This is a genomic window from Streptomyces platensis, from assembly GCF_008704855.1.
Taxonomy (GTDB): domain Bacteria; phylum Actinomycetota; class Actinomycetes; order Streptomycetales; family Streptomycetaceae; genus Streptomyces; species Streptomyces platensis.
The window spans coordinates 2033097-2059721 of record NZ_CP023691.1 but is presented as its reverse complement, the minus strand read 5'-3'; the positions used below and the strand labels follow the sequence as shown (position 1 = coordinate 2059721).

The following is a 26625-nucleotide window of genomic DNA, read 5'->3' as shown; positions in this document are numbered from 1 at the left end:
TCCCGGGACGGGGCGGGGACTGTGCGGTGTGGTGGTGCGGTGGCTCTCGGGTGGTGCGGTGGCCTCGGGCACGGCGACGCCGAGGCGCTGAGGTGTGTGGGTGCCGCGGTGGACCGTGGCGGCCGGGGTCTGCTGCGGCCGGGGCCGGGCGATCCACCGCGGCCGTACGTCACGTGGTCTTCTTGGCGCCCTCGATGGCCTTGGCGAGCGACTCGATGAGCGGGGCTGCGCCCGCGTAGGAGAAGCGCGGTTCGCTCGACCACGGGGTGATCTGGCCGGCCTTGACGGCGGGCAGCTTGGCCCAGGAGGGCTTGGCTGCCAGGTCCTTGGGCTGGAGGGTGGCGGTCCGGTTGTCCAGCAGGAGCACATCCGCCTGGTACTTGTCGGCGTTCTCCCAGCTCAGGCTCTCGAAGTAGCCGCCCTTGTCCAGGTGGTCGGGGACGATCAGGTCGACGCCGAGGGACTTGTAGTACATGAGGTCGGCGTTGATGCCGGGGTTGGACGCGTAGAAGAGGTTCGGGCTGCCGGAGCAGGCGAGCACCTTGACCGGGTGGGACTTGGCGGCCTTGCGCAGCGCCGCGGAGGCCTTCTCGAAGCGGGCCTTGGCGTCGGTGACCTTCTTCGCCTGGAGGTCGGCGCCCAGCGACTTGGCCAGGTCGGCGTAGCGCTCGATGATCTTGACGAGCGGGACCCGGGCCGAGGTGATGGCGACGGTCTTCGCCAGCGGGGTGATCTTGTCCTTGCTCTCGTCCGGTACGAACCACAGCGCGTCCGGCTCGTACATGTTCGTGACCAGCAGATCGGGGCGCAGGGACGCGTACTTCTCGATGTTGAACTGGTTGTAGGCGTTGCCGATGATGGTGACCTTGTCGACGTCCAGGTCACCGGCCTGCGGATCGGGCTTGCCGTTCTTGAGCTTGGTGGGGCCGAAGACACCGACGATCTGGTCGTCGATCCCGAAGTCGTGGAGCGCGGCCGCGGTGCCGGTGAAGGCGACGATGCGCTGCGGGGTGTTCTTCAGCGAGACCTTCTGCTTGCGGTCGTCGGTGAAGGACCACGGGCCGGTGCCGGCGCCCTTGTTGGCACCCTCCGAGCCCTTGTCTCCGCCGCATGCGGCCAGCAGGGCGCCGATACCGACGGCGCCGCCCGCGGCCAGGATGCCGCGACGGGACAGAGGGACGTTTGGGGAGGTGCTCATGGGTGCACTTCTCTCTGGGAGGGCTGCGAGTCGAATGTGAGGGTAGGCTAACCTAACCATCGTGTTGGTTGACAGTCCCCCCGAAGCGGCAACGGCTCCGGACCTCGTGACACCCCGGCGGCGCCCCCTCCTGCGCTCCGCTGGGCTGGTGGTCTCGGTGGCCGTATTGGCCGTCATCGTCGTCCTCGGCATCGCCGTCGGCGCCAAACAGATCCCCCTCGACCAGGTGTGGCACGGGGTGTTCCACTACTCCGGCTCCGACACCGACGTCGTCATCCGCGATGTCCGCTTTCCGCGCACCCTGCTCGGCCTGCTTGTCGGCGCCGCGCTCGGCCTGGCCGGCACGGTCATGCAGGCGCTGACCCGAAATCCCCTGGCGGACCCCGGAGTTCTCGGCATCAACGCCGGTGCCTCGGCCGCGGTCGTCACCGCCATCAGCTTCTTCGGCATCACCTCACTGACCGGCTATGTGTGGTTCGCGTTCGCCGGCGCCGCGGTGGTCAATGTCGCGGTGTACGTCCTCGGCGGCACCCGGGGCGCCACGCCCGTACGGCTCGCCCTGGCCGGCACCGCGCTGACCGCCGTCCTCATCGGCTACATCAACGCCGTCAACCTGATGGACACCGCGGCACTGGACAAGATGCGGTTCTGGACGGTGGGTTCGCTGGCCTCGGCCACGCTGCCGACGGTCACCTCGATCGCGCCGTTCCTGGCGGTGGGGGGCGTCCTCGCGCTGCTGATCGCCCGGCCGCTGAACGCCATCGCGCTCGGCGACGACCAGGCGCGGGCGCTGGGCGCCCGGCTGACCCGCACCCGGGTGCTGGCGATGCTCGCCGTCACCCTGCTGTGCGGCGGGGCGACCGCCGCCTGCGGCCCGATCGTCTATGTGGGCCTGATGGTTCCGCACGCCGTACGGGCCGTCACCGGGCCCGATATGCGCTGGATCCTGCCGTACTCCGCGGTGCTCTCACCGGTCCTGCTGCTCGGCGCGGATGTCCTCGGCCGAGTCGTGGCCCGGCCCGGTGAGCTCCAGGTCGGCATCGTCACGGCCGTCCTCGGCGGACCGGTCTTCATCTATCTCGTACGACGTCGGAGGATGGCCCAGCTGTGAGCGCGACCGTGAAGTCCGGGGAGGCTGTGGGGACCGAGGCCGGGAAGGGCCGGGCGGCGGGGGCCCGGCGGGTGAGAGCGGTACGCACCAAGGGCGGCCTCTCGGTGCGCCTGGACATGCGCGCCACGGCCGTCGGACTGCTGCTGCTGGCCGTCGCGCTGGCCGCCGCCGTCGCCCTGATCGGCTCCGGCGACTACCCGATGACCCCGTCCGAGGTGCTCGCCGCCCTGACCGGCGGCGGGGACGCCGGACAGCAGTACATCGTGCACGACCTGCGGCTGCCGCGGGTGCTGGTCGGGCTGTTGGTCGGTGTCGCGTTCGGGGTCTCCGGGGCCGTCTTCCAGACCGTCTCCCGCAATCCGCTGGGCAGTCCGGACGTCCTCGGCTTCTCGCAGGGCTCGTCCGTCGGCGCCCTGGCCGCCATCGTCTACTTCCAGGCCGATGCCATCGGGGTCGCGGCCGGCGCGGTGGCCGGCGGGGTGGGCACCGGGATCGCCATCTTCCTGCTCGCCTGGAAGCGCGGCATCCACGGCTACCGCTTCGTGCTCGTCGGCATCGGAGCCGGCGCCATGCTCTACGCGATGGTGCTCTTCCTCATGACCAAGGCGAACATCGTCGAGGCGACCCGGGCCACCACCTGGATGACCGGTTCCCTCAACGGCCGGGGCTGGGACCAGGTCGAGCCGCTGGCCGCGGTCTGCGCGGTCCTCGTCCCGCTGCTGCTGTTCTTCGGGCGGCCGCTGCGCATGCTGGAGATGGGCGATGACGCCGCGTACGCGCTCGGAGTACGGGTCGACCGGGTCCGTATCGTCGTGCTGCTGACGGCGGTGGTGCTCGTCGCCGCCGCCACCGCGGCGGCCGGGCCGATCTCCTTCGTCGCGCTCACCGCCCCCCAGTTGGCCCGCCGGCTGAATCTCCCGCGCCGGCTCAAGGGCGGGGGCGGTGCGCCGATGCCCGGTCCCAACCTGGTGCTCTCCGGCCTCATGGGAGCCGTGCTGCTGGTCGCCGCCGACTGGGCGTCACAGCAGCTCTTCGGCGCCGACCAGCTGCCGGTGGGGGTGCTCACCGGTGTTCTCGGCGGCGGCTATCTGCTGTGGCTGCTGGCCACGGAGCGCAAGGCGGGACGGGTATGAGCGGCCGTACGACGGCGGAAGGCCGGGCCGGGCGGCGCACACCGGAGGGCGGCGCGGCCCGCGCCGGGCGGCAACTCCGCGCGGGCCGGGCGGCGCACACCGGAGGGCGGCGCGGCCCGCGCCGGGCGGCAACTCCGCGCGGGCCGGGCGGCGGTGCGGCCCCCGGCCGGCGACGGTGCGGCCGGTAGCGGGCCGGCCAACAGCAGTGACACGACAACCCCAGGAGTTCCGAAGTGAGCCGTCTCTCGGCCGAGAACGTCACCCTCGCCTACGACCAGCGGGTCATCGCCGAGAACCTCTCGGTCGTCATCCCCGACCACTCCTTCACGGTCATCGTCGGCCCCAACGCCTGCGGTAAGTCCACGCTGCTGCGCGCGCTCTCGCGGATGCTCAAACCGGCCAGTGGATCGGTCCTGCTGGACGGTGCGGCGATCTCCTCGCTGCCGGCCAAGAAGGTCGCCAGGACGCTCGGGCTGCTGCCGCAGTCCTCCATCGCCCCGGACGGGATCACCGTGTCGGATCTGGTGGCCCGCGGCCGCTATCCGCACCAGGGGCTGCTGCGGCAGTGGTCGCCCGAGGACGAGCGGATCGTCGAGGAGTCGATGGCGGCCACCGGCGTCGGCGAGCTGGCCGACCGCTGTGTCGACGAGCTGTCCGGCGGCCAGCGGCAGCGGGTCTGGATCGCGATGGCGCTCGCCCAGCAGACCCCGCTGTTCCTGCTGGACGAGCCGACGACGTATCTGGACATCCAGCACCAGATCGAGGTGCTGGACCTGTGCGCCGAGCTCCACGAGGAGCAGGGACGCACGCTGGTCGCGGTGCTCCACGACCTCAATCACGCGGCCCGTTACGCGACGCACCTCATCGCCATGAAGGACGGCGCGGTCATCGCCGAGGGCGCCCCCGCCGACATCGTCACGGCGGAACTCGTGGAGCAGGTCTTCGGCCTCGGCTGCCAGATCATCGAGGACCCGGAGAGCGGCACCCCGTTGGTCGTGCCTGCGGCGCGTAAGCCGCGTAAGGGGGGTGCGCGCGGGAGCCGGGCGGCGGAGCTTGAGGCGTCCGCGGGGGAGAAGGCGCCTTCGGCAGCGGGGGAGGCTTCGGGGGCTGAGGGGCCTGTGGGGGCCGAGGAGGCTTCGGCGGGGGTTGGGCGGGGGAGCGGTCGGTAGGGGGGCGGGCGCGCGTCGCGGGCTGTGGTTGGTGAGGCGTGAGGCCGTCAGGGTCTGGCCGGTGGGGCGCCTGGGGGCGGCTGGTGGGGCCTGGCCGGAGTGTGCCGAGCACGAGCGGGTCTGTGGTTGCCGAGGCGGTACGAGCGGAGCTGCTGCCGGTCGGCCGCGCCGAGCGGGGCCGCGGTCGGCGGGGCACGGCGGGGCACGGCGGGGTGTGACGAGCGGGGCTGCGGCTAGTGAGGCGCGAGGGATGGGGCTGCTGTTACAGCAGTGTCCTGAGGCGGAGCAGATCCCTTAGGCCGGCCTCCAGCTTGACGCGGCCGCTGCCCCAGGCCTTGGCGAAGTTCAGCTCTCCGTCCACCAGGGCCAGCAGATCATCACCGGCCATGGACAGTCGGATGTCGGCCTTGTGCGGGGGCGGACCGGGGACGCTGGTCACCTCCTGGATGGTGCCGTCGGACAGCCGCCCGAGAAAGGTCACGTCGAGGTCCGTGATGCGGCAGCTGAGCGAGCGGTCGAACGTGGCGGCCTGGCGGACGCTTCCGTCGGCCGAGGACAGGTTCTGGGCCAGCCGGTCGAGAGCGGCGCGGCACTGGTCGAGGGTTGCCATCGTGATCGACGATACGCCAGGTCGGGGACGGCTCGTTCCTCCTCGACCGGCTTCGCCGAGGTAGCGTCGGGGGCATGGAAGAGCCGACGTCCGGCCCGGAGCCGGAGGCGCCCGCACAAGCCGCGCCAGGGGACCCCACAGAGCCTGCGGCACCGAGGGAGCCCGGTCAGCGCGAGGGCAGCGGAGCCGTGAGCACCGCGGGCGGAGCGCGGGCCGGTCTCGTCGGGCCGGACGGTGCCGCCGAGCCGGGGGTAGCGGCCGAGCGGGGTGGTGTCGCCGAGCGGGACGTTGCGGCCGAGTGGGGCGGTGACGCCGAGCCGGGTGCCGCTGCGTCGGGCGGTGGCGCTGCGTCGGACGGTGGCGCCGAGTACGTCGATGCCGCTGAGCAGGGGCGTGCCGCCGAGCCAGGCGGCCGGGGCCGGCCCGACCCCACGGGCGAGCGGGAGGCGCCCGGCGGGCCGCAGCCGATCGGAGTGGGCGTGACAGCGACCGGTGAGGCCGCGGTCGATACCGGGCTGCGGCGCCTCGCCGATGCCGACCACCTCCCCGCGAGCGAACACCTCCGGGTGTACGAGGATGTGCACCGTGGGCTGCGCGATGTGCTGGCCGGTCTTGACCAGCACCCCGGGCTGCCCGCCTCTTCCTCGACGACGCACGACAACAGGAGCTGAACCACAGGTGGCAGGAGTGGCACGACGCCGACTCGATGCGGAGCTGGTGCGCCGCAAGCTGGCCCGTTCCCGCGAGCACGCGAGCCAGCTGATCGCCGCGGGCCGGGTGACCGTCGGCGGGGCGACCGCGACCAAACCGGCCACCCAGGTGGAGACCAGCGCGGCCGTGGTCGTCCGCGACGACGAGAGCGACCCCGACTATGTCTCGCGCGGCGGGCACAAGCTGGCCGGGGCCTTCGCCGCCTTCGTCCCGCTCGGCCTGAAGATCGAGGGCCGCCGGGCACTGGACGCGGGCGCCTCGACCGGTGGCTTCACCGACGTCCTGCTGCGGGCCGGCGCGCGTCATGTCGTCGCCGTCGACGTCGGATACGGACAGCTCGCCTGGTCGCTCCAGAGCGACGAGCGGGTCACCGTGAAGGACCGCACCAACGTCCGCGAATTGACCCTGGAGCAGATCGACTCGGAGCCCGTCGACCTCGTCGTCGGCGATCTCTCGTTCATCCCGCTGGGGCTCGTACTGCCCGCACTGGCCCGCTGTGCGGCGCCCGACGCGGATCTGGTGCTGATGGTCAAGCCGCAGTTCGAGGTCGGCAAGGAGCGGCTGGGCAGCGGCGGGGTGGTGCGCAGCGCGGAGCTGCGGGCCGAGGCCGTCCGCGCGGTCGCGAGCCGGGCCGCCGAACTGGAATTTGGCGTACTTGGCGTAACTGCGAGCCCACTGCCTGGACCTTCCGGGAATGTCGAGTACTTTCTGTGGCTGCGCGCCGGGGCGCCTGCACTCGACCCGGCGGACGTCGACCGTGCAGTGGCGGAGGGGCCTCGTTGACCACTACCCATGCAGTTGAAGGCAGCGCAGCACACGAGAACACCGGAGCCGGGCGGACGGTGTTCCTGCTCGCTCACACGGGCCGTCCCGCGGCCATCCGCAGTGCCGAACTCGTTGTCCAGGGGCTGCTGCGCAGCGGCATCGGGGTGCGGGTGCTGGCGGAGGAGGCGGCGGATCTGCCGCTGCCGTCGCCGGTCCAGCGCGTCGACTCCGAGCAGTGCGCCGCCGAGGGCTGCGAACTCCTGGTGGTGCTGGGCGGGGACGGCACGCTGCTGCGCGGCGCGGACTTCGCCCGGACGTCCGGGGTCCCGATGCTCGGCGTCAACCTCGGCCGGGTCGGCTTCCTCGCGGAGGCCGAGCGCGACGACCTCGACAAGGTCGTCGACCGGGTCGTCACCCGGGCGTACGAGGTCGAGGAGCGGATGACGCTCGATGTCCTCGTCCGCAACAACGGCAATGTCGTACACACCGATTGGGCCCTGAACGAGGCATCGGTGGAGAAGGCCGCACGGGAGCGGATGCTGGAGGTGGTGACCGAGGTCGACGGCCGGCCCGTCTCGCGCTTCGGTGGCGACGGTGTGGTCTGTGCGACTCCGACCGGTTCGACCGCATACGCCTTCTCGGCCGGCGGGCCGGTGGTCTGGCCCGAGGTCGAGGCCCTGCTGATGGTCCCGATCAGCGCCCACGCCCTGTTCGCCAAGCCGCTGGTCACCTCACCGCGTTCCGTGCTGGCGGTGGAGGTCCAGCCCAAGACGCCGCACGGCATCCTCTGGTGCGACGGCCGCCGCAGTGTCGAACTCCCCGCCGGGGCCCGCGTCGAGGTCCGCCGCGGCGCCGTTCCCGTACGCCTGGCACGTCTGCACCATGCCTCCTTCACGGACCGCCTGGTCGCCAAGTTCGCCCTCCCCGTGGCGGGGTGGCGGGGGGCGCCGCACTAAGGCCTGTCCGGTGCGTCCCCGCTGCCGTCGGGTCCGGCGGCAGCGGGCGCGGGTCGCGCGGAGCGTCACACATTCGCGGCCCTGCCGGGAGATGGGGTCCCTCCTTGAGCTTGAGACGGGGCCCCTCGTCCGTACGCTCGCGAATATCGACATGTGGATCCAGTCGCGGAGCGGAGTGACAGCCGTGCCCGTCGCGGCGCCGCCGGCAGTCGGCACCCGGCCCGCGGCGGACGGCAGGGCCTCCGCGCCGGCCCCGAAGAGCCGCTTCACCGACGCGATGAGCCGCCTCATCGAAGCGCCGGCAATCGCCATCGCACCCCGCCTGACCACCGCAGTCCTGCCGACCGCGGGCCGGTGACCGCACCACCCCGCATACGTCGTTGCGTACCTCGATCCGCTGGACATGACCACACCTTTCGTTCCGGACTGTGATCAGCTTGACGGCTGAGCGTGATCACGCACCATGCGGAATTCCCCCGTTTTTCGATGCGGTTTTCCGCAGGTGCGGGGGCAGGAGTGAGGGGAGGCCGTCGCGGGGCGCCCCCGGGACCTCGTAAGGTCGTATCCGTGTTGGAGGAGATGCGGATCCGGTCCCTGGGTGTCATTGATGACGCCGTTGTCGAGCTGTCCCCCGGCTTCACGGCGGTGACCGGCGAGACGGGCGCGGGCAAGACCATGGTCGTCACCAGCCTCGGCCTGCTGCTCGGCGGGCGCGCCGACCCCGCCCTGGTGCGGATCGGCGCCAAATCGGCGGTAGTGGAGGGCAGGATCAGCGTCGGTTCCCAGGCCCCTGCCGCGGTACGTGCCGAGGAGGCCGGTGCGGAGCTGGACGACGGTGCGCTGCTGATCAGCCGCACACTCTCCGCCGAGGGCCGCTCGCGCGCCCATGTGGGAGGTCGCTCCGTCCCGGTCGGTCTCCTGGCGGAGTTGGCCGACGACCTGGTCGCCGTACACGGCCAGACCGACCAGCAGGGCCTGCTGCGGCCGGCCCGCCAGCGCCAGGCCCTGGACCGCTACGCCGGAGACACGGTCGCGGTCCCGCTGGCCAAGTACACCGCCGCCCACCGCCGGCTGCGCGCCGTCGCCACCGAGCTGGACGAGCTGACCACACGGGCCCGCGAACGCTCACAGGAAGCCGACCTGCTGCGCTTCGGCCTCGACGAGATCGCGGCGGCCGAGCCGCAGCCCGGCGAGGACACCGACCTCGCCGCCGAGGCGGAGCGGCTCGGCCACGCCGAGGCACTGGCCTCCGCCGCGACCCTGGCGCACGCCGCGCTGGCCGGCAATCCCGAGGACCCCGAGGGCGTCGACGCCACCACCCTGGTCGCCGGCGCCCATCGCGCGCTGGAGGCCGTACGCAGCCATGACCGGGAGCTCGCCGGGCTCGCCGAGCGGATCGGCGAGATCGGCATCCTGATGGCGGATGTGGCGGGCGAGCTGGCCGGCTACGCGGACGGCCTGGACGCCGACCCGTTGCGGCTGGCCGCGGTCGAGGAGCGTCGTGCCGCGCTGAACCATCTGACCCGCAAGTACGGCCAGGACATCGCGGCGGTGCTGGCCTGGGCCGAGGAGAGCGCCGCCCGGCTCAGCGAACTGGACGGCGATGACGACCGGATCGGCGAGCTGACCGCCGAGCGGGACGCACTCCGCACCGAACTGGGCGAACTGGCACAAACGTTGACCGATGCCCGTACGGAGTCGGCGAAGCATTTCGCCGACGCGGTCACCGCCGAGCTGGCGGAACTCGCCATGCCGCACGCCCGGGTCACCGTCGAGATCCGCCAGACCGAGGTCGCCGAGGACGCCGACGGTATCGAGGTCGGCGGCCGTACGGTGGCCTATGGACCGGCCGGCGCCGATGAGGTCGAGCTTCTCCTGGCCCCCCACCCGGGCGCACCGCCCCGGCCGATCGCCAAGGGGGCGTCCGGCGGTGAGCTCTCCCGGGTGATGCTCGCCGTCGAGGTGGTCTTCGCCGGCTCCGACCCCGTACCGACCTACCTCTTCGACGAGGTCGACGCGGGTGTCGGCGGCAAGGCGGCCGTCGAGGTCGGCCGGCGGCTGGCCAGGCTCGCGAAGTCGGCGCAGGTCGTGGTCGTCACGCACCTCCCGCAGGTCGCGGCGTTCGCGGACCGTCAGCTGCTGGTGGCGAAGACGAACGACGGCTCGGTCACCAGGAGCGGTGTCACGGTCCTGGAAGGCGAGGAGCGGGTCCGCGAACTCTCCCGGATGCTGGCGGGCCAGGAGGACTCCGAAACGGCCCGCGCGCATGCCGAGGAGCTGCTGGAGACGGCGCGCACGGGCAACTAGCAAGCGGCGCGTACCCGGGGCGCTTCAGCTCTCTCACCGGCCACTGGCTACGGGCCCCGGCCACCGGTCGCCGGGGGCGTCGTTCCCGCGCGACCGGGGGGCGCTCGCCCCTAGGGTGACGGGAAGCGAGCCGGCAACGTGCCGGGTGAGGGGCGTGACATGGCGGCGGTGGCAGGCGGCAGGGTGTCGGGACGGATCTCGCCGCTCCTGGGGGCGGCAGGGGCGACCCGGGCCGTGTACACGGCGCTCAGGAAGCGCCCGCCGGGCGGTGCCGTCCTGTGGGAGCGGAAGAACTACGCCGGCCGCACCGTGAACCTGCACGCGGGTCTCGCCACGACCACGGGCACCGCCCTCGCCGCCGTCACCGCACCGGGGCTGCCCGCCCGTACCCGGGCCGCCGGGGCGCTGGCTGTACTGGCCGCCGGGGGCTGCGGTGCGTACGACGACGTGTTCGGCGCCAGTGATCCACGCCGCGGATTCCGGGCGCACATCTCGGCGCTCCGGCAGAAAGAGGTCACCAGCGGGACGGTGAAGCTGTTCGGGATCGGCGCCGCCGGGCTCGCGGCCGGCGCCCTCCTCAAGGAGCGGCCGGCCGACAAAGTGCTGGCAGGCGTGGTGATCGCGGGCTCGGCGCATCTGGTGAATCTCCTGGACGTCCGGCCGGGCCGGGCGGTCGGCGCCGTACTGGCCATCGGCGCACCCGGGCTGCTGCGCCGCGGCCCGGCGGGCGCGCTGTCCGCCGCGCCCATGGGGGCCGCGGCCGCAGTCCTGGGCGACGACGTCGGGGAGCGCACGATGATCGGGGACGCCGGGGCGCACGCCCTCGGCGCGGCACTCGGTCTCGCCATCGTCACGGGCAACGGACGCCGCGGCCTGGCCGCGCACGCCGCCGGGCTGATCGCCGCCGCGGCCGCGGGAGACCGCGTCAGCCGGGCAGCGGCAGCGCTCTGAGCCGGTAGCCGGTAGCCGGTTGAAGGCCCGCCGAATCGCTGCCCCTCCGGGGAAGCACCCCGTGCGGGAGCACCGCCCGTCCGGTTCGGGAAATCCGAGCGCCCGGTTCGGGAAATCCGAGCGCCCGGCTCAACACCGGGCGGGGCCCGTCACCGCCCCCGCCCGGTGTTGAGCCGGGCGGCCTGGCGCGTCAGGTGGTCGCGCTCGGCAAGGTTGGGCGCCTTCTGGGCCGCCTCGGCGTACAGCCGGGCCGCCGTCGTCAGGTCGCCGTCGCGTTCGTGGAGGTAGGCCGCCACCGCGGCGTGGCGGGGCAGGGAGTCGTTCAGCGCCGCGAGCGCCGCCAGGCCGGCGCGCGGTCCGTCGGCCTCACCGACGGCCACCGCGCGGTTGAGCCGGACGACCGGGCTGTCGGTCAGGCGCACGAGCTCGTCGTACCACTCGACGATCTGCACCCAGTCGGTCTCCTCGGCGGTGGGCGCGTCGGCGTGGAGTGCCGCGATGGCGGCCTGGGCCTGGAACTCGCCCAGCCGGTCGCGGGCGAGGGCCGCCTGAAGGATCTCGACGCCCTCCGCGATCGACGCGGTGTCCCACCGGCTCCGGTCTTGCCCGGCGAGCGGCACCAGGCTGCCGTCGGCCGCGGTCCGGGTGGCGCGCCGGGCGTGGTGGAGCAGCATGAGGGCGAGCAGCCCCGCCACCTCGGGATGGTCGATCGTGGCCGCGAGTTGCCGGGTGAGCCGGATGGCCTCGGCGGCGAGGTCGATGTCGCCGGAGTAGCCCTCGTTGAAGACCAGGTAGAGGACGCGCAGCACGGTGGCGACATCGCCGGGCCGGTCGAACTGCACGCCCGAGACGGTGCGCTTGGCACGACTGATGCGCTGCGCCATGGTCGCCTCGGGCACCAGGTAGGCCTGGGCGATCTGGCGCGTGGTGAGCCCGCCGACGGCGCGCAGGGTGAGCGCCACCGCGGACGACGGCGTCAGCGACGGGTGGGCGCACAGGAAGTAGAGCTGGAGCGTGTCGTCCACCGCGGGCGCGGGCCCTGGCGCCGGCTCCTCGTCGACGAGGTCCTCACGCCGGCGCCGGGCGGCGTCCGCCCGGGTCGCGTCGAGGAACCGGCGCCAGGCCACGGTGACCAGCCAGCCCTTGGGATCCCGCGGCCGGTCGGCCGGCCAGACGCGGACCGCCTCGATCAGCGCGTCCTGCACGGCGTCCTCGGCCGCCGCGAAGTCGGCTCCGCGGCGGACGAGGATCGCGAGGACGCTCGGTGTGAGGCTCCGGACCAGGGCCTCGTCCATGGGTGAGCTCACTCCGTGATGGTGGGCGGCGCGGTCAGGAACGGGCGCACCTCCAGCCACTCATGGATCGGCTTCCCGCCCGCCCCGGGGGCGGCCGACAGTTCCCCGGCCAGCTCGACGGCGCGCTCGTGGCTGTCGACGTCGATCACCATCCAGCCGGCGATGAGGTCCTTGGTCTCGGCGAACGGGCCGTCGGTGACCGGCGGACGCCCCTCACCGTCGTACCGCACCCACGAGCCCTCGGGGGCGAGCGCCTGACCATCGACGAACTCGCCGCTCTTCTCCAGTCGGGCCGCGAAGTCGTTCATGTACTGCACGTGCGCCGTGATCTCCTCCGGCGTCCACTGATCCATGGGCACGTCGTTGACCGCGGCGGGAGCGCCTCGGTAGTGCTTGAGCAGCAGGTACTTGGCCATGGTGTTCTCCTCGGTGCTGGTGCGGCCCATTGTGGTCGCTCTCACCCCGGGGACGGAGCCGGTCACGGGTTCTCGACATCGCCGTGCGAAGTTTTTTGGCCCGGGCAGCGGAACCTGTGTGAGCCGCCTCGCGGGGTCGAGGTTCACGGGGCGGCACGAGGGCGAGAAGGCGCGAGGCCCTCCGACTCCGTATTCGGCCAAACACCGGCCGCGCTCCGGGTGGCGGCGCACGCGCCCTGTGGCGCGGCGCGAGGCGCACTCCGGGGAGTGGGTTCACTCTCAGGAGCCATTCATTCGCGCGGGCGGTTTGTCGCCCATGTGGGTGATCTGGTGGGCGCAGGGGTGAGACTTCCCACCGGAACGGCGGCCGGACGGTGCCGATTTGACCCCGCCGGGCTGGCATCCTGGGCGCGGTACGCAGCCCCGGGCCCGTTCGCCGCGTCCTGGCCCGTCGCCGGGCAGGCAGGTGGCCGCCGGCCGCGCGCCGCAGCTCAGCGGACCGACCCGCCGGTACGGCCCGCCCGCCCCCGATCCAGGAGACCCACCACGTGATCAGCACGCCGACCTCGGCGCACGGGCTGTCGCCGCTGCGCACGGTCCAGGTGCTCGGGCACGGCAGCGCCGGCAGCGCGGCACATGTCCGCTCGCTGGCCGAAGGCCTGGTTGCACGCGGGGTCCGGGTGTCCGTCTGTGCCACGCCGGAAACCGAGGAGGCATACGACTTCACCGGGGCGGGTGCGCGGTTCGTGCAGGTCCCACCGCGGATGGATCCGGCGAGCGTGGCCGTGCTGCGCAGCGCCTGCTGGGACGCCGACCTCGTCCATGCGCACGGCCTGCGGGCCGGGCTGCGGGCCTCGATGGCGTTGCGCGGACTGCGCGGCCCACGGGGCGGGCGGCGGGTCCCCCTGGTCATCACCTGGCACACCAAGGCGCACACCGAGGGTGCGCGAGCCGGGGTGGTGCATCTGATGGAGCGGCGGGTGGCACGGGCGGCCGCCGTGGTTCTGGGAGCTTGTTCCGATCTCGTGGACCGGGCGCGTGAGCGGGGCGCCCGTGATGCGCGGCTTGCGCCGGTCGCGATTCCGCGCCCCCGGTCCGGTGGCACACGTGGCGAGATCGAGGAGCACGACCGGACGCGTCACAAGGAACGGGCCGAACTGGGCGCGGTGGACCGCCCGTTGCTGCTCGCGGTGGGCCGTCTCGATCCCAGCCAGGGCCATGACCTGCTGCTGGACGCGGCGCACGCCTGGTGCGCGCTCGACCCGCAGCCGCTGGTCGCCATCGCGGGGGAGGGCGACCAGCGGAGCGCGCTTCAGCGGCGGATCGACAGCGAGCAGTTGCCCGTCCAGCTGCTCGGGCGCCGTGACGACGTGCCCGAACTCCTCGCCGCCGCCGACCTGGTGGTGCTGCCCAGCCGGTGGGAGGCGCGTTCGCTGATCGCCCAGGAGGCGCTGCGCGCCGGGGTGCCGCTGGTCGCCACCGACACCGGAGGCACCCGCGAACTGGTCGGCCGGGCCGCCGAGCTGGTCCGCTACGGGGATGCCGCCGCCCTGGCCCGTACCGTTCTCGCGCTCCTCGCCGACCCCGCCCGGCGGGACGCGCTCGCCGAGGCGGGCCGCGCCCAGGCGGCCGGCTGGCCCAGCGAGAACGACACCGTCACCCAGGTCCTCAGCGTCTACGACGAGCTGACCCAGCCGATTCAGCCGGTCTAGCCGGGCCGACCGACGACCGGGCCGACCGAAGGCCGGGCCGACCGAAGGCCGGGCCGACCGAAGGCCGGGCCGACCGAAGGCCGGGCCAACCGACCGCCGAGCCGGCCAAGAGACGGCCGGGCCGGTCAAGAGACGGCCGGGCCGGCCAATACGGCGGGCCGGCCAAGCAGCCACCGCCGGCCACCGCCCAACTGGCCCCCACCGCCCAACAGGCCCCGCCGCCCCTGCCGATAAGCTCCCCGCATCCGATTCATGTACGGCCCACGTGTCTTCCCCTGCCACACCCCGGGCCACAGGTACGAGAGGAGAGCGCCGTGACGGCTGCGGTAGCGGGCTTCGCGCTGTTCGCCCTGCTGGTGACGATGGCTCCCGGCCCGGACACCCTGCTGGTGCTGCGCAACTGCGTGCGCGGCGGGCGGCGTACGGGGGCCGCCACGGCCGTCGGCGCCGCCGCCGGTTCGCTCGCCTGGGCGGTGGCCGCCGCGGTCGGGCTGGCCGCGGCGCTACAGCGCTGGGACGCGGCGTTCACGGTCGTACGGCTGGCCGGCGCCGCCTACTTGGTGCTGCTCGGCGCCCAGGCGCTCTGGGCGCACCGGCGGTCCGCGGCGGCAGCGACGCCCGCGCTCGCCCCCGCCCCGGACCCCTTCGACACCCCGGAACCGGACGCCCGAGCCGCCGCGCCCCTCACACCCCCGCGCGCCTTCCGGCAGGGGCTGCTGAGCTGTCTGCTCAACCCCAAGGTCGGGATCTTCTTCGTGGCCGTGGTGCCGCAGTTCCTTCCCGAGGGGCACTCGGTGCTGGGGACGACGCTGCTGCTCGGGGCCGTCGACGCGGTGATCGCCGCGGGCTGGCTGCTGCTGGTCGTGGTCTGCGCGGGCCGGCTGCTGCGCCGTCTGCGGCGTCCCCGGGTGCACCGCAATCTGGAGCGCACCACGGGCGGGGTGCTGATCGCGCTCGGTATGGGGACGGCGGCCGAGACGGTCGCGGGGTGACGCGCCGCCCGGTGGCCGCCGCCCGTTACGGCTTGTCCGTGTGGCGCCGGGCGCGCAGCGCCAGCCGCAGGCCCAGGACGGTCTGCGGATCGTCCAGGTCCGTGCCGAGCAGCTGCGCGATACGGGCCAGCCGGTCGTACAGCGTCTGCCGGTTCACATTCAGATCGCGGGCGGTCTCGGCCTTGCGGCCCGCGCTGGCCAGATAGGCCTCCAGCGTCGGCAGCAGCGGCTGACGGGCGGCCCGGTCATGGGCCAGCAGCGGCCCGATGGCGCGCTCCACGAAGTCGGTGAGCACACCCTGCTCGCCGTGTTCGCGCATCCGCCACAGCAGCAGCTCGATATCCAGCCGGCGGGCGTCGTACCAGGGCTGTTCCGGCAGGCCCTGGGCGGCGGCCGCCGCCTCCGCCGCGTGCTGGAGACCGGGGCCCGCCGCCGCCCAGTCACCGGGCGTCCCGACGACGACCACCGGGCGGTGCGCGGCCGGCCGGTCCAGCCCCGCGCGGACCACCCCGGCGCGCAGGGCCTCGGCGATCCGGCCGGCCAGCGCGTCCCGGTCCTGGCCCGCGCGCAGCGCCACCAGTATCGGCACCCGGCCCTCCACGGGACGGACGCCGAGCAGTACGGGCACCCCGGGGGCCGCGAGTTCCTCGCGCAGGGCCTGGGCGAGCAGCGCCCAGCTGCCGGGCGAGGGCAGCCCCGCCGGCAGCCGCATCACCACCGGGAACACCGGCTCGGGGCCGGGGCGGAAGCCGAGCAGGCGGGCCTGTGCGGGCGCCTCGGCCGCGGAGATCCGGCCCTCCGAGAGGTCGGCCAGGAAGTCGCCGCGCCCCCGGGCGGCGAGCACCTCCTCCTGGCGGGACTGGAGCATGACGACGGCGAGCAGATCGGCGGCGCGTTCGGCGGCGATCCGGTGCACCGGCGCCAAGGGGGCGTTGACGGGCAGCAGGACGAGGCGGGCGCGGACCGCGTCGGGGCCGTGGCCGCCGCCGGGCACATCGACCCGCAGACCGGTGTCGCGCAGGCCCTCCCAGGCCAGCAGCGGGTCGGCTTCCGCGGGACCGTCGTCCTCGCTGTCCGGGCCCGCCGCGTAGAGCGGGCTGCCGTCGGGGGCCTCCAGACAGAGCGGGTTGCCGGTGAAGACGGCCAGCAGCCGGAGGACCTCGGGGACGCCACCGCCGCGCAGCAGCACGTCCGTGCAGCGTCGCAGGATCTCGTCGGCACGCCGCAGCAGCGCGTAGTGGCTGTTGATGATCTCGGTGTGGATCGCCTCGGTGACGGTGACGTACGGGACCTCGCGGTGCAGCTGGATCAGCGGCAGCCCGCAGTCCCGGGCGGCGTCGACCAGCGCGACGGGCAGGGAGGCGAACCGGGAGCCCAGCTCCACGACGAGCGCGGCGATCTCGCGGTCCGCAAGCTTGCGGATGAAGGCGCGCTGCTCGGAGGGCCGGGCTCCCAGCCCCAGGCCGGTGGTCAGCAGCAGCTCGCCGCCCTTGAGCAGCGAGGCGATATGCGGGACCTCACCCGCGTGCACCCAGCGGACCGCGCGGTCCAGCCGGTCCCCGCCGGCCAGCACCTCCGGCAGACCACGCCGCAGCGCGGGCAGCTCCAGCGCCCTGCGTACCGTGACCTCGGCTTCGATCTTCGCTTCCTGCCCCATGGCGAGGACGGTACCCGTAGTCCGCTATCCGGAGCTTCGCGGTCCGGATCACCGTGCCGTAGGGCGCCGGGAGGGGCGCGTGCCTCCCGGCGCCTCCGCCCGTCACCCCGACTCCCGCACCACCAGCCGCGCCTCCGTGATCACCGGAGCGAGCTCCACCGCGTCCGCCTCCGCCACCTTGCCCGGCTCCAGCAGCCGCAGCAGCAGCCGGGCCATCAGCCGCCCCATCTCCTCCACGTCCTGCCGCACCGTGGTCAGTGGCGGATCCGCCCAGGCCGCCGGTTCCAGATCGTCGTAGCCGACCACCGCCACCTCCTCCGGAACCCGTCGCCCGCGTGCTCGGAGGGTGCGCAGCGCACCGTTCGCCATCAGGTCGGAGCAGACGAAGACGGCGTCCAGGTCCGGGGCGGCGTCCAGGAGTTCGGCCATGGCCCGCTCGCCGCCGGCGGCCGTGAACCCGCCGTCCGCGATCAGCCGCGGGTCCGGCTCAGCCGTGCCGAGCGCGTCGCGGTAGCCGTCGAGACGGTCCACCGCGGAGGTCTGGTCGAGTGGTCCGGTGATCACGGCGATCCGGCGGCGGCCGCGGCCGAGGAGATGGCGTACGGCCTGCCGGGCGCCCCCGCGGTTGTCGGTGTCGACATACAGCGGCCGCGGCCCCTGGCCGCCGCCCGCCCAGCCGGGCCGGCCGCCGTAGACGGTGGGCAGTCCGGCGCGCTCGGCCATGGCGGGCAGCGGGTCGTCGCGGTGCAGCGAGAACATCAGCGCGCCGTCGACATGCCCGGCCGACAGATACCGGCCGATCCGGTCGTAGTCGGCGCGGTGCTCGACGAACATCAGCAGCAGCTGGGTGTCGGCGGCGGCCAGTTCCCGGCTGATGCCGCGCAGTTGGCGCCCGAAGAACGGATCGCTGAAGACCCGGGTCTCCGGCTCCGCGATGACCACGGCGACCGCGCCGGTGCGGCGGGTGACCAGGGAGCGGGCCGCGCTGTTCGGTACGTAGCCCAGCTCGGCGACGGCCTGGCGCACCCGTTCCTGGACCGCGGCCCGGACCCCCGCACCGCCGTTGACCACACGGGACACCGTGGCGCGGGAGACCCCGGCGCGGGCCGCGACCGCCTCCAGCGTCGGCCGTGGACCGTTCGGCTCGGACACCATTCAACTCCTTTTTCCACGCGATGACTTGACGGTCTGCCAGGAAATCGGCAGGGTGCACAGCGCACGATATGAGAGCGCTCTCAGTCCGGGTACCCCCCAGAACTCCTCACGACCCCCCACCGCGCCGAGGAGAGAATGTCATGAGCATGAGAGTCGGACCCGGATGCCGGACGGTCGCCGTCCCGCCGCCCGCCGGGGCCGGTACCCGCCGGAACGTCACCCCCACCGATCGGCACACCGCCCCGCAAGGAGCCACCTCGTGATCACTCGCCGCAGTCTGCTCGGCGGCCTCGCCGCTGGTGCCGCCGCCTCCGGAATCGCCCTGGCCGGCCGTGCGAACGGCGCGCCCGCCCCGTCCGCCGCACCCCGCGGGCCCGCCCGGTCCGCCGCCGGAATGCCCCTGCACCTCGTCAACCACTCCGGCGCCTACGCCAACTCCTCGGTCTGGATCTACGTCGTCGGCAATGACGGCACCCAGCAGGTGCACGTCACCCCGGACGGCGAGCTCAAGCCCGTGGCACTGGCCGACAACGGGCCGGACGGCTTCACCGACTACGCCATACCGCTCGCGGCGAGCGGCACCACGACCCTCCAGCTGCCCCGGATGTCCGGCCGGATCTACACCGCGCTGGGCGGCAAGCTGAAGTTCAAGGCCGTCGAGGACGGCAACGGCAAGGCCGCGCTCGCCTACCCGGCGGGCTGGGTCGCCGGCGACCCCAACTACGACGTGCTGCACGACTGCGCCGAGTTCACCTACAACTCCGGCGGGATGTACTGCAACACCACCATGGTCGACATGTTCAGCGTGCCGCTCGCGATCCAGCTCACGGGCGCCAAGGACCAGACCACGGGCACGCTCAAGGACGGCGCCCGCGACAGGGTCTTCGCCGACGTCCGGGCCGCCGACGGCTTCGACCGGCTGGTCATCGGCGACCGCCGGGTGATCGCCCCCGGCCACGGCCTGGACAGCGGACTGTTCGCCCCCGACTACCTGGCCCCCGCCATCGACGAGGCCTGGTCCGCCTACGCGGCCAAGGACCTGTCCGTCACCACGAACGCGGGCACCTTCACCGGCCGGGTCCGCGACGGCAAGCTCGTCTTCACCGTCCCCCAAGGGCTCAAGGGCCCGAGCGGCGGGGCCGCCCCCACCGGCACGGTCTCCTTCGACAAGCCGTCCACCCGCGATGTCCTCTTCTGCGACGGCACCCTGGCCGCCCCCAACGACGGAACCCTCGGCCCGATCGCGGCCATCCTGGGCGCCGCCCTCAACCGCTCCACCCTCACCGCGCACGCCGCCCAGCCCACCACCGACCCGGCCACCTTCTACCGGGAGCGGCTGACCCATCACTACGCCAAGGCCATGCACGCCGCGACCCGGGACGGCAGGGCCTACGGCTTCGCCTTCGACGACGTCGCCGGCTTCGCCTCCTACATCGAGGACCCCGCGCCGAAGGAGATCACCCTCACCCTGACCCCGTTCTGACAAGAAGAAGGGGTGCCACCCGGAAACCGGGCGGCACCCACGACCGCCGGGGGGTTAGGGCCCCGGAGGGGGGCCCTAACCTCCGTAAGCCCCACTGGCCGTCAGCCGCAGCGCGGTGTCGATCAGCGGAACATGGCTGAATGCCTGTGGGAAATTGCCCACCTGCCGCTGGGCCTTGGGGTCCCACTCCTCCGCGAGCAGACCCAGGTCGTTGCGGAGCGAGAGCAGCTTCTCGAAGAGCTTGCGGGCCTCGTCCACCCGGCCGATCATCGCGAGATCGTCGGCGAGCCAGAACGAGCAGGCGAGGAAGGCACCTTCCTCACCTTCCAGACCGTCCACCCCGAGATCGTGTGCACCGGATGTCGGGTAGCGCAGCACGAAGCCGTCCTCGGTGGACAGTTCCCGCTGGATCGCCTCGATGGTGCCGATGACGCGCTTGTCGTCCGGCGGCAGGAAACCCATCTGCGGGATCAGCAGCAGCGAGGCGTCCAGCTCCTGCGAGCCGTAGGACTGGGTGAAGGTGTTGCGCTCCTTGTCGTAACCCTTCTCGCAGACGTCCCGGTGGATCGTCTCGCGCAGGTCCTTCCAGCGCTCCAGCGGTCCGTCGACGTCCCCGGACTCGATCAGCTTGACCGTACGGTCGACCGCGACCCAGGTCATGACCTTGGAGTGCACGAAGTGCCGGCGCGGGCCGCGGACCTCCCAGATGCCCTCGTCCGGCTCGTCCCAGTGCTTCTCCACCCACTGGATCAGCTTGAGCTGGAGCAGTGAGGCGTAGTCGTTACGGGCCAGCCCCGTCATGTGCGCCAGGTGCAGCGCCTCGGTGACCTCGCCGTAGACATCGAGCTGGAGCTGTCCCGCGGCGCCGTTGCCGACCCGTACGGGACGGGAGTTCTCGTAGCCGGGAAGCCAGTGGAGTTCGTTCTCGCCCAGCTCCCGCTCGCCCGCGATGCCGTACATGATCTGCAGGTTCTCCGGGTCGCCGGCCACCGCCCGCAGCAGCCACTCCCGCCAGGCCCGCGCCTCTTCGCGGTAGCCGGTGCGCAGCAGGGAGGACAGGGTGATCGCCGCGTCCCGCAGCCAGGTGAAGCGGTAGTCCCAGTTACGGACCCCGCCCAGGCACTCCGGCAGCGAGGTCGTCGGCGCCGCCACGATCCCGCCGGTCGGCGCGTAGGTCAGCGCCTTCAGCGTGATCAGCGAGCGCACCACCGCGTCCCGGTAAGGGCCGTGGTACGTGCAGTGCTCGACCCACTCGCGCCAGAACTCCTCGGTGGCCTCCAGCGACCCCTCCGGGTCGGCGACGGCCGGCGGCTGCTTGTGCGAGGGCTCCCAGCTGATCGTGAAGGCGATCCGCTCACCCGGCGAGACGGTGAAGTCGGAGAACGTCGTCAGGTCCTTGCCGTAGGTCTCCGCCTCGGTGTCCAGCCACACCGAATCGGGCCCGGCCACCGCCACCGTCCGGTCGTCGATCTTGTGCACCCACGGCACGACCCAGCCGTAGGAGAACCGCATCCGCAGCTCCGAACGCATCGGGACGCGTCCGCTGACGCCCTCCACGATGCGGATCAGCTGCGGCGCGCCATCGCGGGGCGGCATGAAGTCGATCACGCGGACGGTGCCGCGCGGGGTGTCCCACTCCGATTCCAGGACGAGCGAATCGCCCCGGTAGCGCCGGCGGTCGGCCGGTGCGGGCCGCCCCCCGGGGCCGTTGACCGGCCCCAGCCGCCAGAATCCGTGCTCCTCCGTGCCCAGCAGCCCCGCAAAGACCGCCGGCGAGTCGAAGCGGGGCAGGCACAGCCAGTCCACCGTGCCGTCCCGGCACACTAGAGCGGCGGTTTGCATATCGCCGATAAGTGCGTAGTCCTCGATGCGCCCGGCCACGTGCATCTCCCGTCGAACTGGAGTCACGCCCCCCATGGGACGTATGTATTGGTCCGTCCTGCCCATGAAACGTCGCCGAGCAGCGGGACCGGAAATCGGGCGGCGGGGGTGGTGCCTTCCCGGACGGCTCGTAGCGAGTGTCCGAGCAGGATACGACGCAGGTGGGTGATCCGCGTGACCCTCGCACGGACTGAAGTGCTCCGAACGGGTGGCCTCCGTCACGTGACACTGTCACCCCGGCCGTGACCGCGCGGTCGCCCTGTGTGGCCGGGCGCGACCATGCCCGGTCGCTGATAGCCTGGTACCCCGTGGACCGGTGGTCACGAGAACCCCCGAACCGCAGCGACGGCACCCCTGAAAACCGGGACGCGCCGCTTCGCACCTCTCCACCTCGCGACCACGGGAGCTCCCTCTTGGCCATGCCGCCCAAATCCACGACGACCAAGCACCTCTTCGTCACGGGGGGCGTCGCCTCCTCGCTGGGCAAGGGGCTCACCGCCTCCAGCCTGGGTGCTCTCCTCAAGGCGCGCGGCCTGCGGGTCACGATGCAGAAGCTCGACCCGTACCTGAACGTCGACCCCGGAACGATGAACCCGTTCCAGCACGGTGAGGTCTTCGTCACCAACGACGGCGCCGAGACCGACCTGGACATCGGCCACTACGAGCGCTTCCTGGACGTCGACCTCGACGGCTCCGCGAACGTCACCACCGGCCAGGTCTACAACACCGTGATCGCCAAGGAGCGGCGCGGCGAGTACCTCGGTGACACCGTGCAGGTCATCCCGCACATCACCAACGAGATCAAGCACCGCATCCGGCGGATGGCGACCGAGGACGTCGATGTCGTCATCACCGAGGTCGGCGGCACCGTCGGCGACATCGAGTCGCTGCCGTTCCTGGAGACCGTCCGCCAGGTCCGCCACGAGGTCGGCCGGGACAACGTCTTCGTCGTGCACATCTCGCTGCTGCCCTACATCGGCCCGTCCGGTGAGCTGAAGACCAAGCCGACCCAGCACTCCGTCGCCGCGCTGCGCAACATCGGTATCCAGCCCGACGCCATCGTGCTGCGCGCCGACCGCGAGGTCCCGACCGCCATCAAGCGCAAGATCTCGCTGATGTGCGACGTCGACGAGGCCGCGGTGGTCGCCGCGATCGACGCCCCGTCGATCTACGACATCCCCAAGGTCCTGCACACCGAGGGCCTGGACGCCTATGTGGTGCGCAAGCTGGACCTGCCCTTCCGGGACGTGAACTGGACCCAGTGGGAGGACCTGCTGGACCGGGTCCACAACCCCGACCACGAGGTCAAGGTCGCGCTGGTCGGCAAGTACATCGACCTGCCGGACGCCTATCTCTCGGTCACCGAGGCGCTGCGGGCCGGCGGCTTCGCGAACAAGGCCCGGGTGAAGGTGAAGTGGGTCACCTCCGACGACTGCAAGACCCCGGCCGGGGCCGCCGAGCAGCTCGGGGACTGTGACGCGGTCTGCATCCCCGGCGGCTTCGGCGACCGGGGCGTGGACGGCAAGGTCGGCGCGATCACCTACGCCCGGGAGAACAAGCTCCCGCTGCTCGGCCTGTGCCTGGGCCTCCAGTGCGTGGTCATCGAGGCGGCCCGCAACCTGGCCGGCATCCAGGGCGCGAACTCCACCGAGTTCGACCCGGCCGCGGCCGACCCGGTCATCTCCACGATGGCCGAGCAGATGGACATCGTCGCAGGTGAGGGCGATATGGGTGGCACGATGCGGCTGGGTATGTACCCCGCCAAGCTCGCCGAGGGCTCGATCGTCCGCGAGGTCTACGACGACCAGCCCTACGTCGAGGAGCGCCACCGCCACCGCTACGAGGTCAACAACGCCTACCGCGGTGAGCTGGAGAAGAAGGCCGGGCTGCTGTTCTCCGGCACCTCCCCGGACAACAAGCTCGTCGAGTACGTCGAGTACCCGCGGGAGATCCACCCCTACCTGGTCGCCACCCAGGCGCACCCGGAGCTGCGCTCCCGCCCGACCCGTCCGCACCCGCTCTTCGCCGGGCTGGTGAAGGCCGCGGTCGCGCGCAAGACGGGCGCCGCGAAGTAGCGGACACCACGGCGGATACGGTTGCCGGGGTACGGCCTCTTCGAGGTCGTGCCCCGGTTTCTGCGTTGGTACAGGCAACACACAGGAGGACGCGCCATGGCGATCAAGGACACCCCGGAGGAGTGGACGGTCACCGCGACCACGACGCCGTTCACCGGAAACAAGACCAGCGTGCGCACCGACGAGGTCGTCATGCCGGACGGCTCCACCGTCACCCGTGACTACCAGGTCCACCCCGGTTCCGTGGCCGTCCTCGCGCTCGACGAGGAGGGCCGGGTGCTGGTGCTGCGCCAGTACCGCCACCCCGTACGCCAGAAGCTGTGGGAGATCCCCGCCGGGCTGCTCGACATCCCCGGGGAGAACCCGCTGCACGCCGCGCAGCGCGAGCTGTACGAGGAGGCGCACGTCAAGGCCGGGGACTGGCGGGTGCTGACCGATGTCTACACCACGCCCGGCGGCTGCGACGAGGCCGTGCGGATCTTCCTCGCCCGCGATCTGTCCGAGGCCGAGGGCGAACGTTTCGAGGTCTCCGAGGAGGAGGCCGACATGGAGCTGGCGCGGGTGCCGCAGGACGAACTGGTCCGTGGCGCGCTCGCCGGTGAGCTGCACAACAACTGCCTCGTCGTGGGGGTGCTGGCACTCACCGCGGCCCGGGCCGGTGCGGGTCTGGACGCGCTGCGCCCGGCCGACGCGCCGTGGCCGGCCCGCCCCTTCGAGGCCTGACCGACGGGCCCGTCCCCGCCGTACGACGTGCCCGTCGGATGATCCGCCGATCCGATCGGGTGACGTAACCGCCCTGCGCTGCGCGAGACGTGACGTGCCGTGAACTACGCTCGGCAGCGTCCGCCCCGGCGGCGGATTCGTACGCGCAGGTGGACGGGAGCGTGAGCCGGTGACGGACCAGGCGGTGGGCGGGGGGCACCTCCCGCCGGAGGCGGCGAGAGCGTCTGCCACGACAGCGCCCGGACCGCGCGGCGCGGCGCCCCGCCAGGACGGTGCCGCCGCCCGCCCCACCGTTCCCGCGACCGCCGCCGCCCCTGCCCCGAGTGGCTTCACCGGGCGGCGCCGCGAGCTCAAGGAGCTGCACGCCGATATCGCCCGCGCCGGCCTGGACACCCTCTCCGGCCGCAAGGGCGCCCGCAGCCGGGTACTGCTGATCGCCGGACGCCCCGGTTCCGGCCGTACGGCCCTGGCCGAGGAGCTGCTGCGGGAACTGGCCGGCGACCACCCCGACGGGGTGCTGCGGGCCACCCTGACCGGGCCGGGCGGCGAACCGGCCGACACCGGCCACACCGCACGGGAACTGCTGGCCGCGCTCGGCACCGGCGCCCCGCCCGGCGCTCCCGAGGACGAGCTGACCGAGCGGCTGCGCGAGGCGCTCGCCGGGCGCCGGGCGCTGCTCTTCCTGGACGACGCACCGGGCGCCGACCAGGTCGAACCGCTGCTCCCGGACGCCCCGGACTGCCTGGTCGTGGTGGTCTCGCAGGGGCCGCTGACCGGCATTCCGGACGTCCGGCCGTGTGCCCTGGGCGGCCTGGACAGCGCGGCCGGGGTCGCCGTTCTCAGCCGGTACGCCGGGCCGACCCGGATCACCGTCGACCCGCGGACCGCCGACCGCGTCGTGGAGGAGTGCGGCGGCCAGCCGGCCGCCCTGGTGCTGGCCGGTGCCTGGCTCGCCGCCCGCCCGATGTCCTCGGTCGCCGATCTGTGCCAGGCGCTGCACGCCGTCCCGCTGCCGCCGGACCTGCCCACCGGCGCCCGGCCGCTGTTCCGCGCCTTCCGCCTCGCCCACGACGCGCTGCCGGCGCCCGCCGCCCGGATGCTGCGGCTGATCACCCTGGCGCCGGGCGGCCTGGTGGACGCGCACATCGCCTCCGCGCTGGCCGGCTGCTCGGTGGCGGTGGCCGCCACGACGCTGGGCGAATTCGCCGCGCTCGGGCTGCTGCGGCCGGCCACCGCGGAGGACGACGAGGTCCCCGGCGCCCGGGCGCCCGACGCCGCCCTGTATCTCCCGTACCGCCTTCCCGGCTGCCTCGGCCCGCTGGTGCGCGATCTGCTGACCGAGCACGAGCGCCCGGCCGACGTCCAGCTGGCCCGCGCCCGGATGCTGGAGCGGACCGTACGGCTGCTCCAGTCCTGCCGGGCGATGGGCGAGCCGGCCGATTCCCCCGCCCGGCAGAAGACCGCGGGACTGCCGCGTTCGCTGCGCTTCGGCTCCCGGGCCGCCGCCGCGCACTGGCTGCGCAGCCGCCGCGGCGCCCTGCTCGACGCCGCCCGGATCGCTGTCGCGGACGGTGAACTCGACACCCTGGACCGGCGGTTGATGGCCGCGCTGACCCGGACGCTGCTGGCTCACCAGGGCGCCGAGGCCGCCGCGCCGGACCTTTACGCGCTGCACGGGCTCGTCCTGCGGGTCGCCGAGCGGCGCGGGCTGGCGCGCGAGCGGGCCGCCGCCCTCCTGAACCTCGGGGACCTGGACGGCCAGGCGGGACGGACCGCACAGGCGGCCACCCGCTACCGGGGTGCCCTGGAGGCGGCCCGCTCGGTGAAGGACCCGATGGCCACCGGCCGGGCGCTGGAGTCGCTGGGCGGCGCGTACACCGAGCTGGGCGACTGGCAGCGGGCCGCCGACTGGTACGGCCGGGCCCTGGAGCTGCGGCTCGCCCGGGGGGAGGGCGCGGACGCGGCGCGGCTGCACGGCCGGATCGGCGGCGCGCTCAGCCAGGCGGGCCGGTGGGGCGAGGCGCTCAAGGCGTGGGGGGCCGCCGTCGGGGCCTGCCGCAGGCTCGGCGACGTGGCCGGCCAGGCGCGGGCGACCGGTGAGATGGCCCGGGTTCAGGAGTACGCCGGGCGGCCCGAGGATGCCCTGCGGACCTGCCTCGAAGCCCTGGACACCGCCCGGAAAGCGGGCGACGGACGACTGGAGGCGGCCCTTCAGCTGCGGATTGCGGACACCCTCGACCGGCTCGGAGATCCGGCCGCGGCACGGCTCCATCGCGCCGCTGGAGAGCGACTCCTTGGAGATCATCCCGAGTGACCTACGAAATC

General features: G+C 73.2%; 23 protein-coding genes. 16 read left to right on the top strand and 7 right to left on the bottom strand.

The genetic code is table 11. The annotated features are described in order from the left end of the window. Nucleotides 1-169 precede the first annotated feature (169 nt). On the bottom strand, nucleotides 170-1198 hold the full coding sequence (locus CP981_RS08895; protein ID WP_085924219.1) for an ABC transporter substrate-binding protein: 1029 nt from the start codon (nucleotides 1196-1198) through the stop codon (nucleotides 170-172). 61 nt (nucleotides 1199-1259) lie between these two features. Here CP981_RS08895 and CP981_RS08890 point away from each other — a divergent pair, with 61 nt between their 5' ends. From CP981_RS08890 to CP981_RS08880, 3 genes are all read left to right on the top strand, one after another. Beyond that, on the top strand, nucleotides 1260-2309 hold the full coding sequence (locus CP981_RS08890) for a FecCD family ABC transporter permease (protein WP_425282116.1): 1050 nt from the start codon (nucleotides 1260-1262) through the stop codon (nucleotides 2307-2309). Then, nucleotides 2306-3442: a FecCD family ABC transporter permease gene (locus CP981_RS08885; RefSeq protein WP_208852915.1), complete on the top strand. Its 1137-nt coding sequence runs from the start codon at nucleotides 2306-2308 to the stop codon at nucleotides 3440-3442. Before CP981_RS08890 ends, CP981_RS08885 begins: the two co-directional genes overlap by 4 nt. Nucleotides 3443-3675: 233 nt before the next feature. Beyond that, nucleotides 3676-4611 carry an ABC transporter ATP-binding protein gene (locus CP981_RS08880; protein ID WP_085924221.1) on the top strand — a complete coding sequence of 312 codons (936 nt, stop codon included), beginning with the start codon at nucleotides 3676-3678 and terminating at the stop codon, nucleotides 4609-4611. Nucleotides 4612-4873: 262 nt separating this feature from the next. Here the strand turns inward: CP981_RS08880 and CP981_RS08875 are convergent, their stop codons facing one another. Then, complete coding sequence (locus tag CP981_RS08875; RefSeq protein WP_085924222.1) at nucleotides 4874-5221, bottom strand: SCP2 sterol-binding domain-containing protein; 348 nt, start codon at nucleotides 5219-5221, stop codon at nucleotides 4874-4876. Nucleotides 5222-5295: 74 nt separating this feature from the next. Between CP981_RS08875 and CP981_RS39505 the strand changes: the two genes are divergently transcribed. From CP981_RS39505 to CP981_RS08845, 6 genes are all read left to right on the top strand, one after another. Next, complete coding sequence (locus CP981_RS39505; protein WP_425282115.1) at nucleotides 5296-5892, top strand: hypothetical protein; 597 nt, start codon at nucleotides 5296-5298, stop codon at nucleotides 5890-5892. A 7-nt stretch (nucleotides 5893-5899) separates the two neighbouring features. Then, a complete protein-coding gene (locus CP981_RS08865) occupies nucleotides 5900-6715 on the top strand; it encodes a TlyA family RNA methyltransferase (RefSeq protein WP_085924223.1) in 816 nt (271 codons plus the stop codon). After that, nucleotides 6712-7653, top strand: a complete 942-nt coding sequence (locus tag CP981_RS08860) for an NAD kinase (RefSeq protein ID WP_244329598.1) — start codon at nucleotides 6712-6714, stop codon at nucleotides 7651-7653. The genes CP981_RS08865 and CP981_RS08860 overlap by 4 nt, the downstream gene beginning before the upstream one ends. 175 nt (nucleotides 7654-7828) lie before the next feature. After that, entirely contained in the window at nucleotides 7829-8011 is a 183-nt protein-coding gene (locus CP981_RS08855) for a hypothetical protein (protein WP_143658858.1), read from the top strand. Nucleotides 8012-8232: 221 nt separating this feature from the next. Continuing rightward, a complete protein-coding gene (gene recN, locus CP981_RS08850; protein WP_085924226.1) occupies nucleotides 8233-9960 on the top strand; it encodes a DNA repair protein RecN in 1728 nt (575 codons plus the stop codon). Between the two features lie 159 nt (nucleotides 9961-10119). Next, on the top strand, nucleotides 10120-10911 hold the full coding sequence (locus tag CP981_RS08845) for a hypothetical protein (protein WP_085924227.1): 792 nt from the start codon (nucleotides 10120-10122) through the stop codon (nucleotides 10909-10911). 149 nt (nucleotides 10912-11060) lie between these two features. Here the strand turns inward: CP981_RS08845 and CP981_RS08840 are convergent, their stop codons facing one another. Beyond that, nucleotides 11061-12206: an RNA polymerase sigma factor gene (locus CP981_RS08840; RefSeq protein ID WP_085924228.1), complete on the bottom strand. Its 1146-nt coding sequence runs from the start codon at nucleotides 12204-12206 to the stop codon at nucleotides 11061-11063. Between the two features lie 8 nt (nucleotides 12207-12214). Continuing rightward, nucleotides 12215-12622, bottom strand: coding sequence for a YciI family protein (locus CP981_RS08835; protein WP_085924327.1), 408 nt, complete (start codon nucleotides 12620-12622; stop codon nucleotides 12215-12217). Between the two features lie 548 nt (nucleotides 12623-13170). Between CP981_RS08835 and CP981_RS08830 the strand changes: the two genes are divergently transcribed. Together CP981_RS08830 and CP981_RS08825 are read left to right on the top strand one after the other, a co-directional pair. Beyond that, nucleotides 13171-14334 carry a glycosyltransferase family 4 protein gene (locus CP981_RS08830; protein WP_085924229.1) on the top strand — a complete coding sequence of 388 codons (1164 nt, stop codon included), beginning with the start codon at nucleotides 13171-13173 and terminating at the stop codon, nucleotides 14332-14334. 314 nt (nucleotides 14335-14648) lie between these two features. Further along, nucleotides 14649-15326 (top strand): LysE family translocator, encoded by a 678-nt coding sequence (locus tag CP981_RS08825; protein ID WP_167536071.1) that lies wholly within the window; start codon nucleotides 14649-14651, stop codon nucleotides 15324-15326. 25 nt (nucleotides 15327-15351) lie between these two features. On the opposite strand, the gene CP981_RS08820 is transcribed toward CP981_RS08825, so the two are convergent. Together CP981_RS08820 and CP981_RS08815 are read right to left on the bottom strand one after the other, a co-directional pair. Beyond that, on the bottom strand, nucleotides 15352-16983 hold the full coding sequence (locus tag CP981_RS08820; protein WP_085924230.1) for a PucR family transcriptional regulator: 1632 nt from the start codon (nucleotides 16981-16983) through the stop codon (nucleotides 15352-15354). Between the two features lie 102 nt (nucleotides 16984-17085). Beyond that, the gene (locus CP981_RS08815; RefSeq protein ID WP_085924231.1) at nucleotides 17086-18138 is read right to left on the bottom strand and encodes a LacI family DNA-binding transcriptional regulator; all 1053 of its coding nucleotides are present in this window, start codon (nucleotides 18136-18138) and stop codon (nucleotides 17086-17088) included. Between the two features lie 140 nt (nucleotides 18139-18278). On the opposite strand from CP981_RS08815, the gene CP981_RS39135 reads away from it, so the two are divergent. Continuing rightward, a complete protein-coding gene (locus tag CP981_RS39135; RefSeq protein WP_280116699.1) occupies nucleotides 18279-18401 on the top strand; it encodes a hypothetical protein in 123 nt (40 codons plus the stop codon). Beyond that, the gene (locus CP981_RS08810) at nucleotides 18398-19621 is read left to right on the top strand and encodes a beta-1,3-glucanase family protein (protein WP_085924232.1); all 1224 of its coding nucleotides are present in this window, start codon (nucleotides 18398-18400) and stop codon (nucleotides 19619-19621) included. The genes CP981_RS39135 and CP981_RS08810 overlap by 4 nt, the downstream gene beginning before the upstream one ends. A gap of 75 nt (nucleotides 19622-19696) precedes the next feature. Here CP981_RS08810 and CP981_RS08805 read toward each other — a convergent pair whose 3' ends face one another. After that, nucleotides 19697-21508 (bottom strand): glycoside hydrolase family 15 protein, encoded by a 1812-nt coding sequence (locus CP981_RS08805; RefSeq protein ID WP_085924233.1) that lies wholly within the window; start codon nucleotides 21506-21508, stop codon nucleotides 19697-19699. Nucleotides 21509-21921: 413 nt separating this feature from the next. On the opposite strand from CP981_RS08805, the gene CP981_RS08800 reads away from it, so the two are divergent. The 3 genes from CP981_RS08800 to CP981_RS08790 all read left to right on the top strand — a co-directional run bounded on the left by CP981_RS08800 (nucleotide 21922) and on the right by CP981_RS08790 (nucleotide 26614). Continuing rightward, nucleotides 21922-23577: a CTP synthase gene (locus tag CP981_RS08800; RefSeq protein WP_085924234.1), complete on the top strand. Its 1656-nt coding sequence runs from the start codon at nucleotides 21922-21924 to the stop codon at nucleotides 23575-23577. A 96-nt stretch (nucleotides 23578-23673) separates the two neighbouring features. Continuing rightward, nucleotides 23674-24300 carry an NUDIX domain-containing protein gene (locus CP981_RS08795; RefSeq protein WP_085924235.1) on the top strand — a complete coding sequence of 209 codons (627 nt, stop codon included), beginning with the start codon at nucleotides 23674-23676 and terminating at the stop codon, nucleotides 24298-24300. A gap of 169 nt (nucleotides 24301-24469) precedes the next feature. Continuing rightward, complete coding sequence (locus CP981_RS08790) at nucleotides 24470-26614, top strand: tetratricopeptide repeat protein (RefSeq protein WP_085924236.1); 2145 nt, start codon at nucleotides 24470-24472, stop codon at nucleotides 26612-26614. Nucleotides 26615-26625 lie beyond the last annotated feature (11 nt).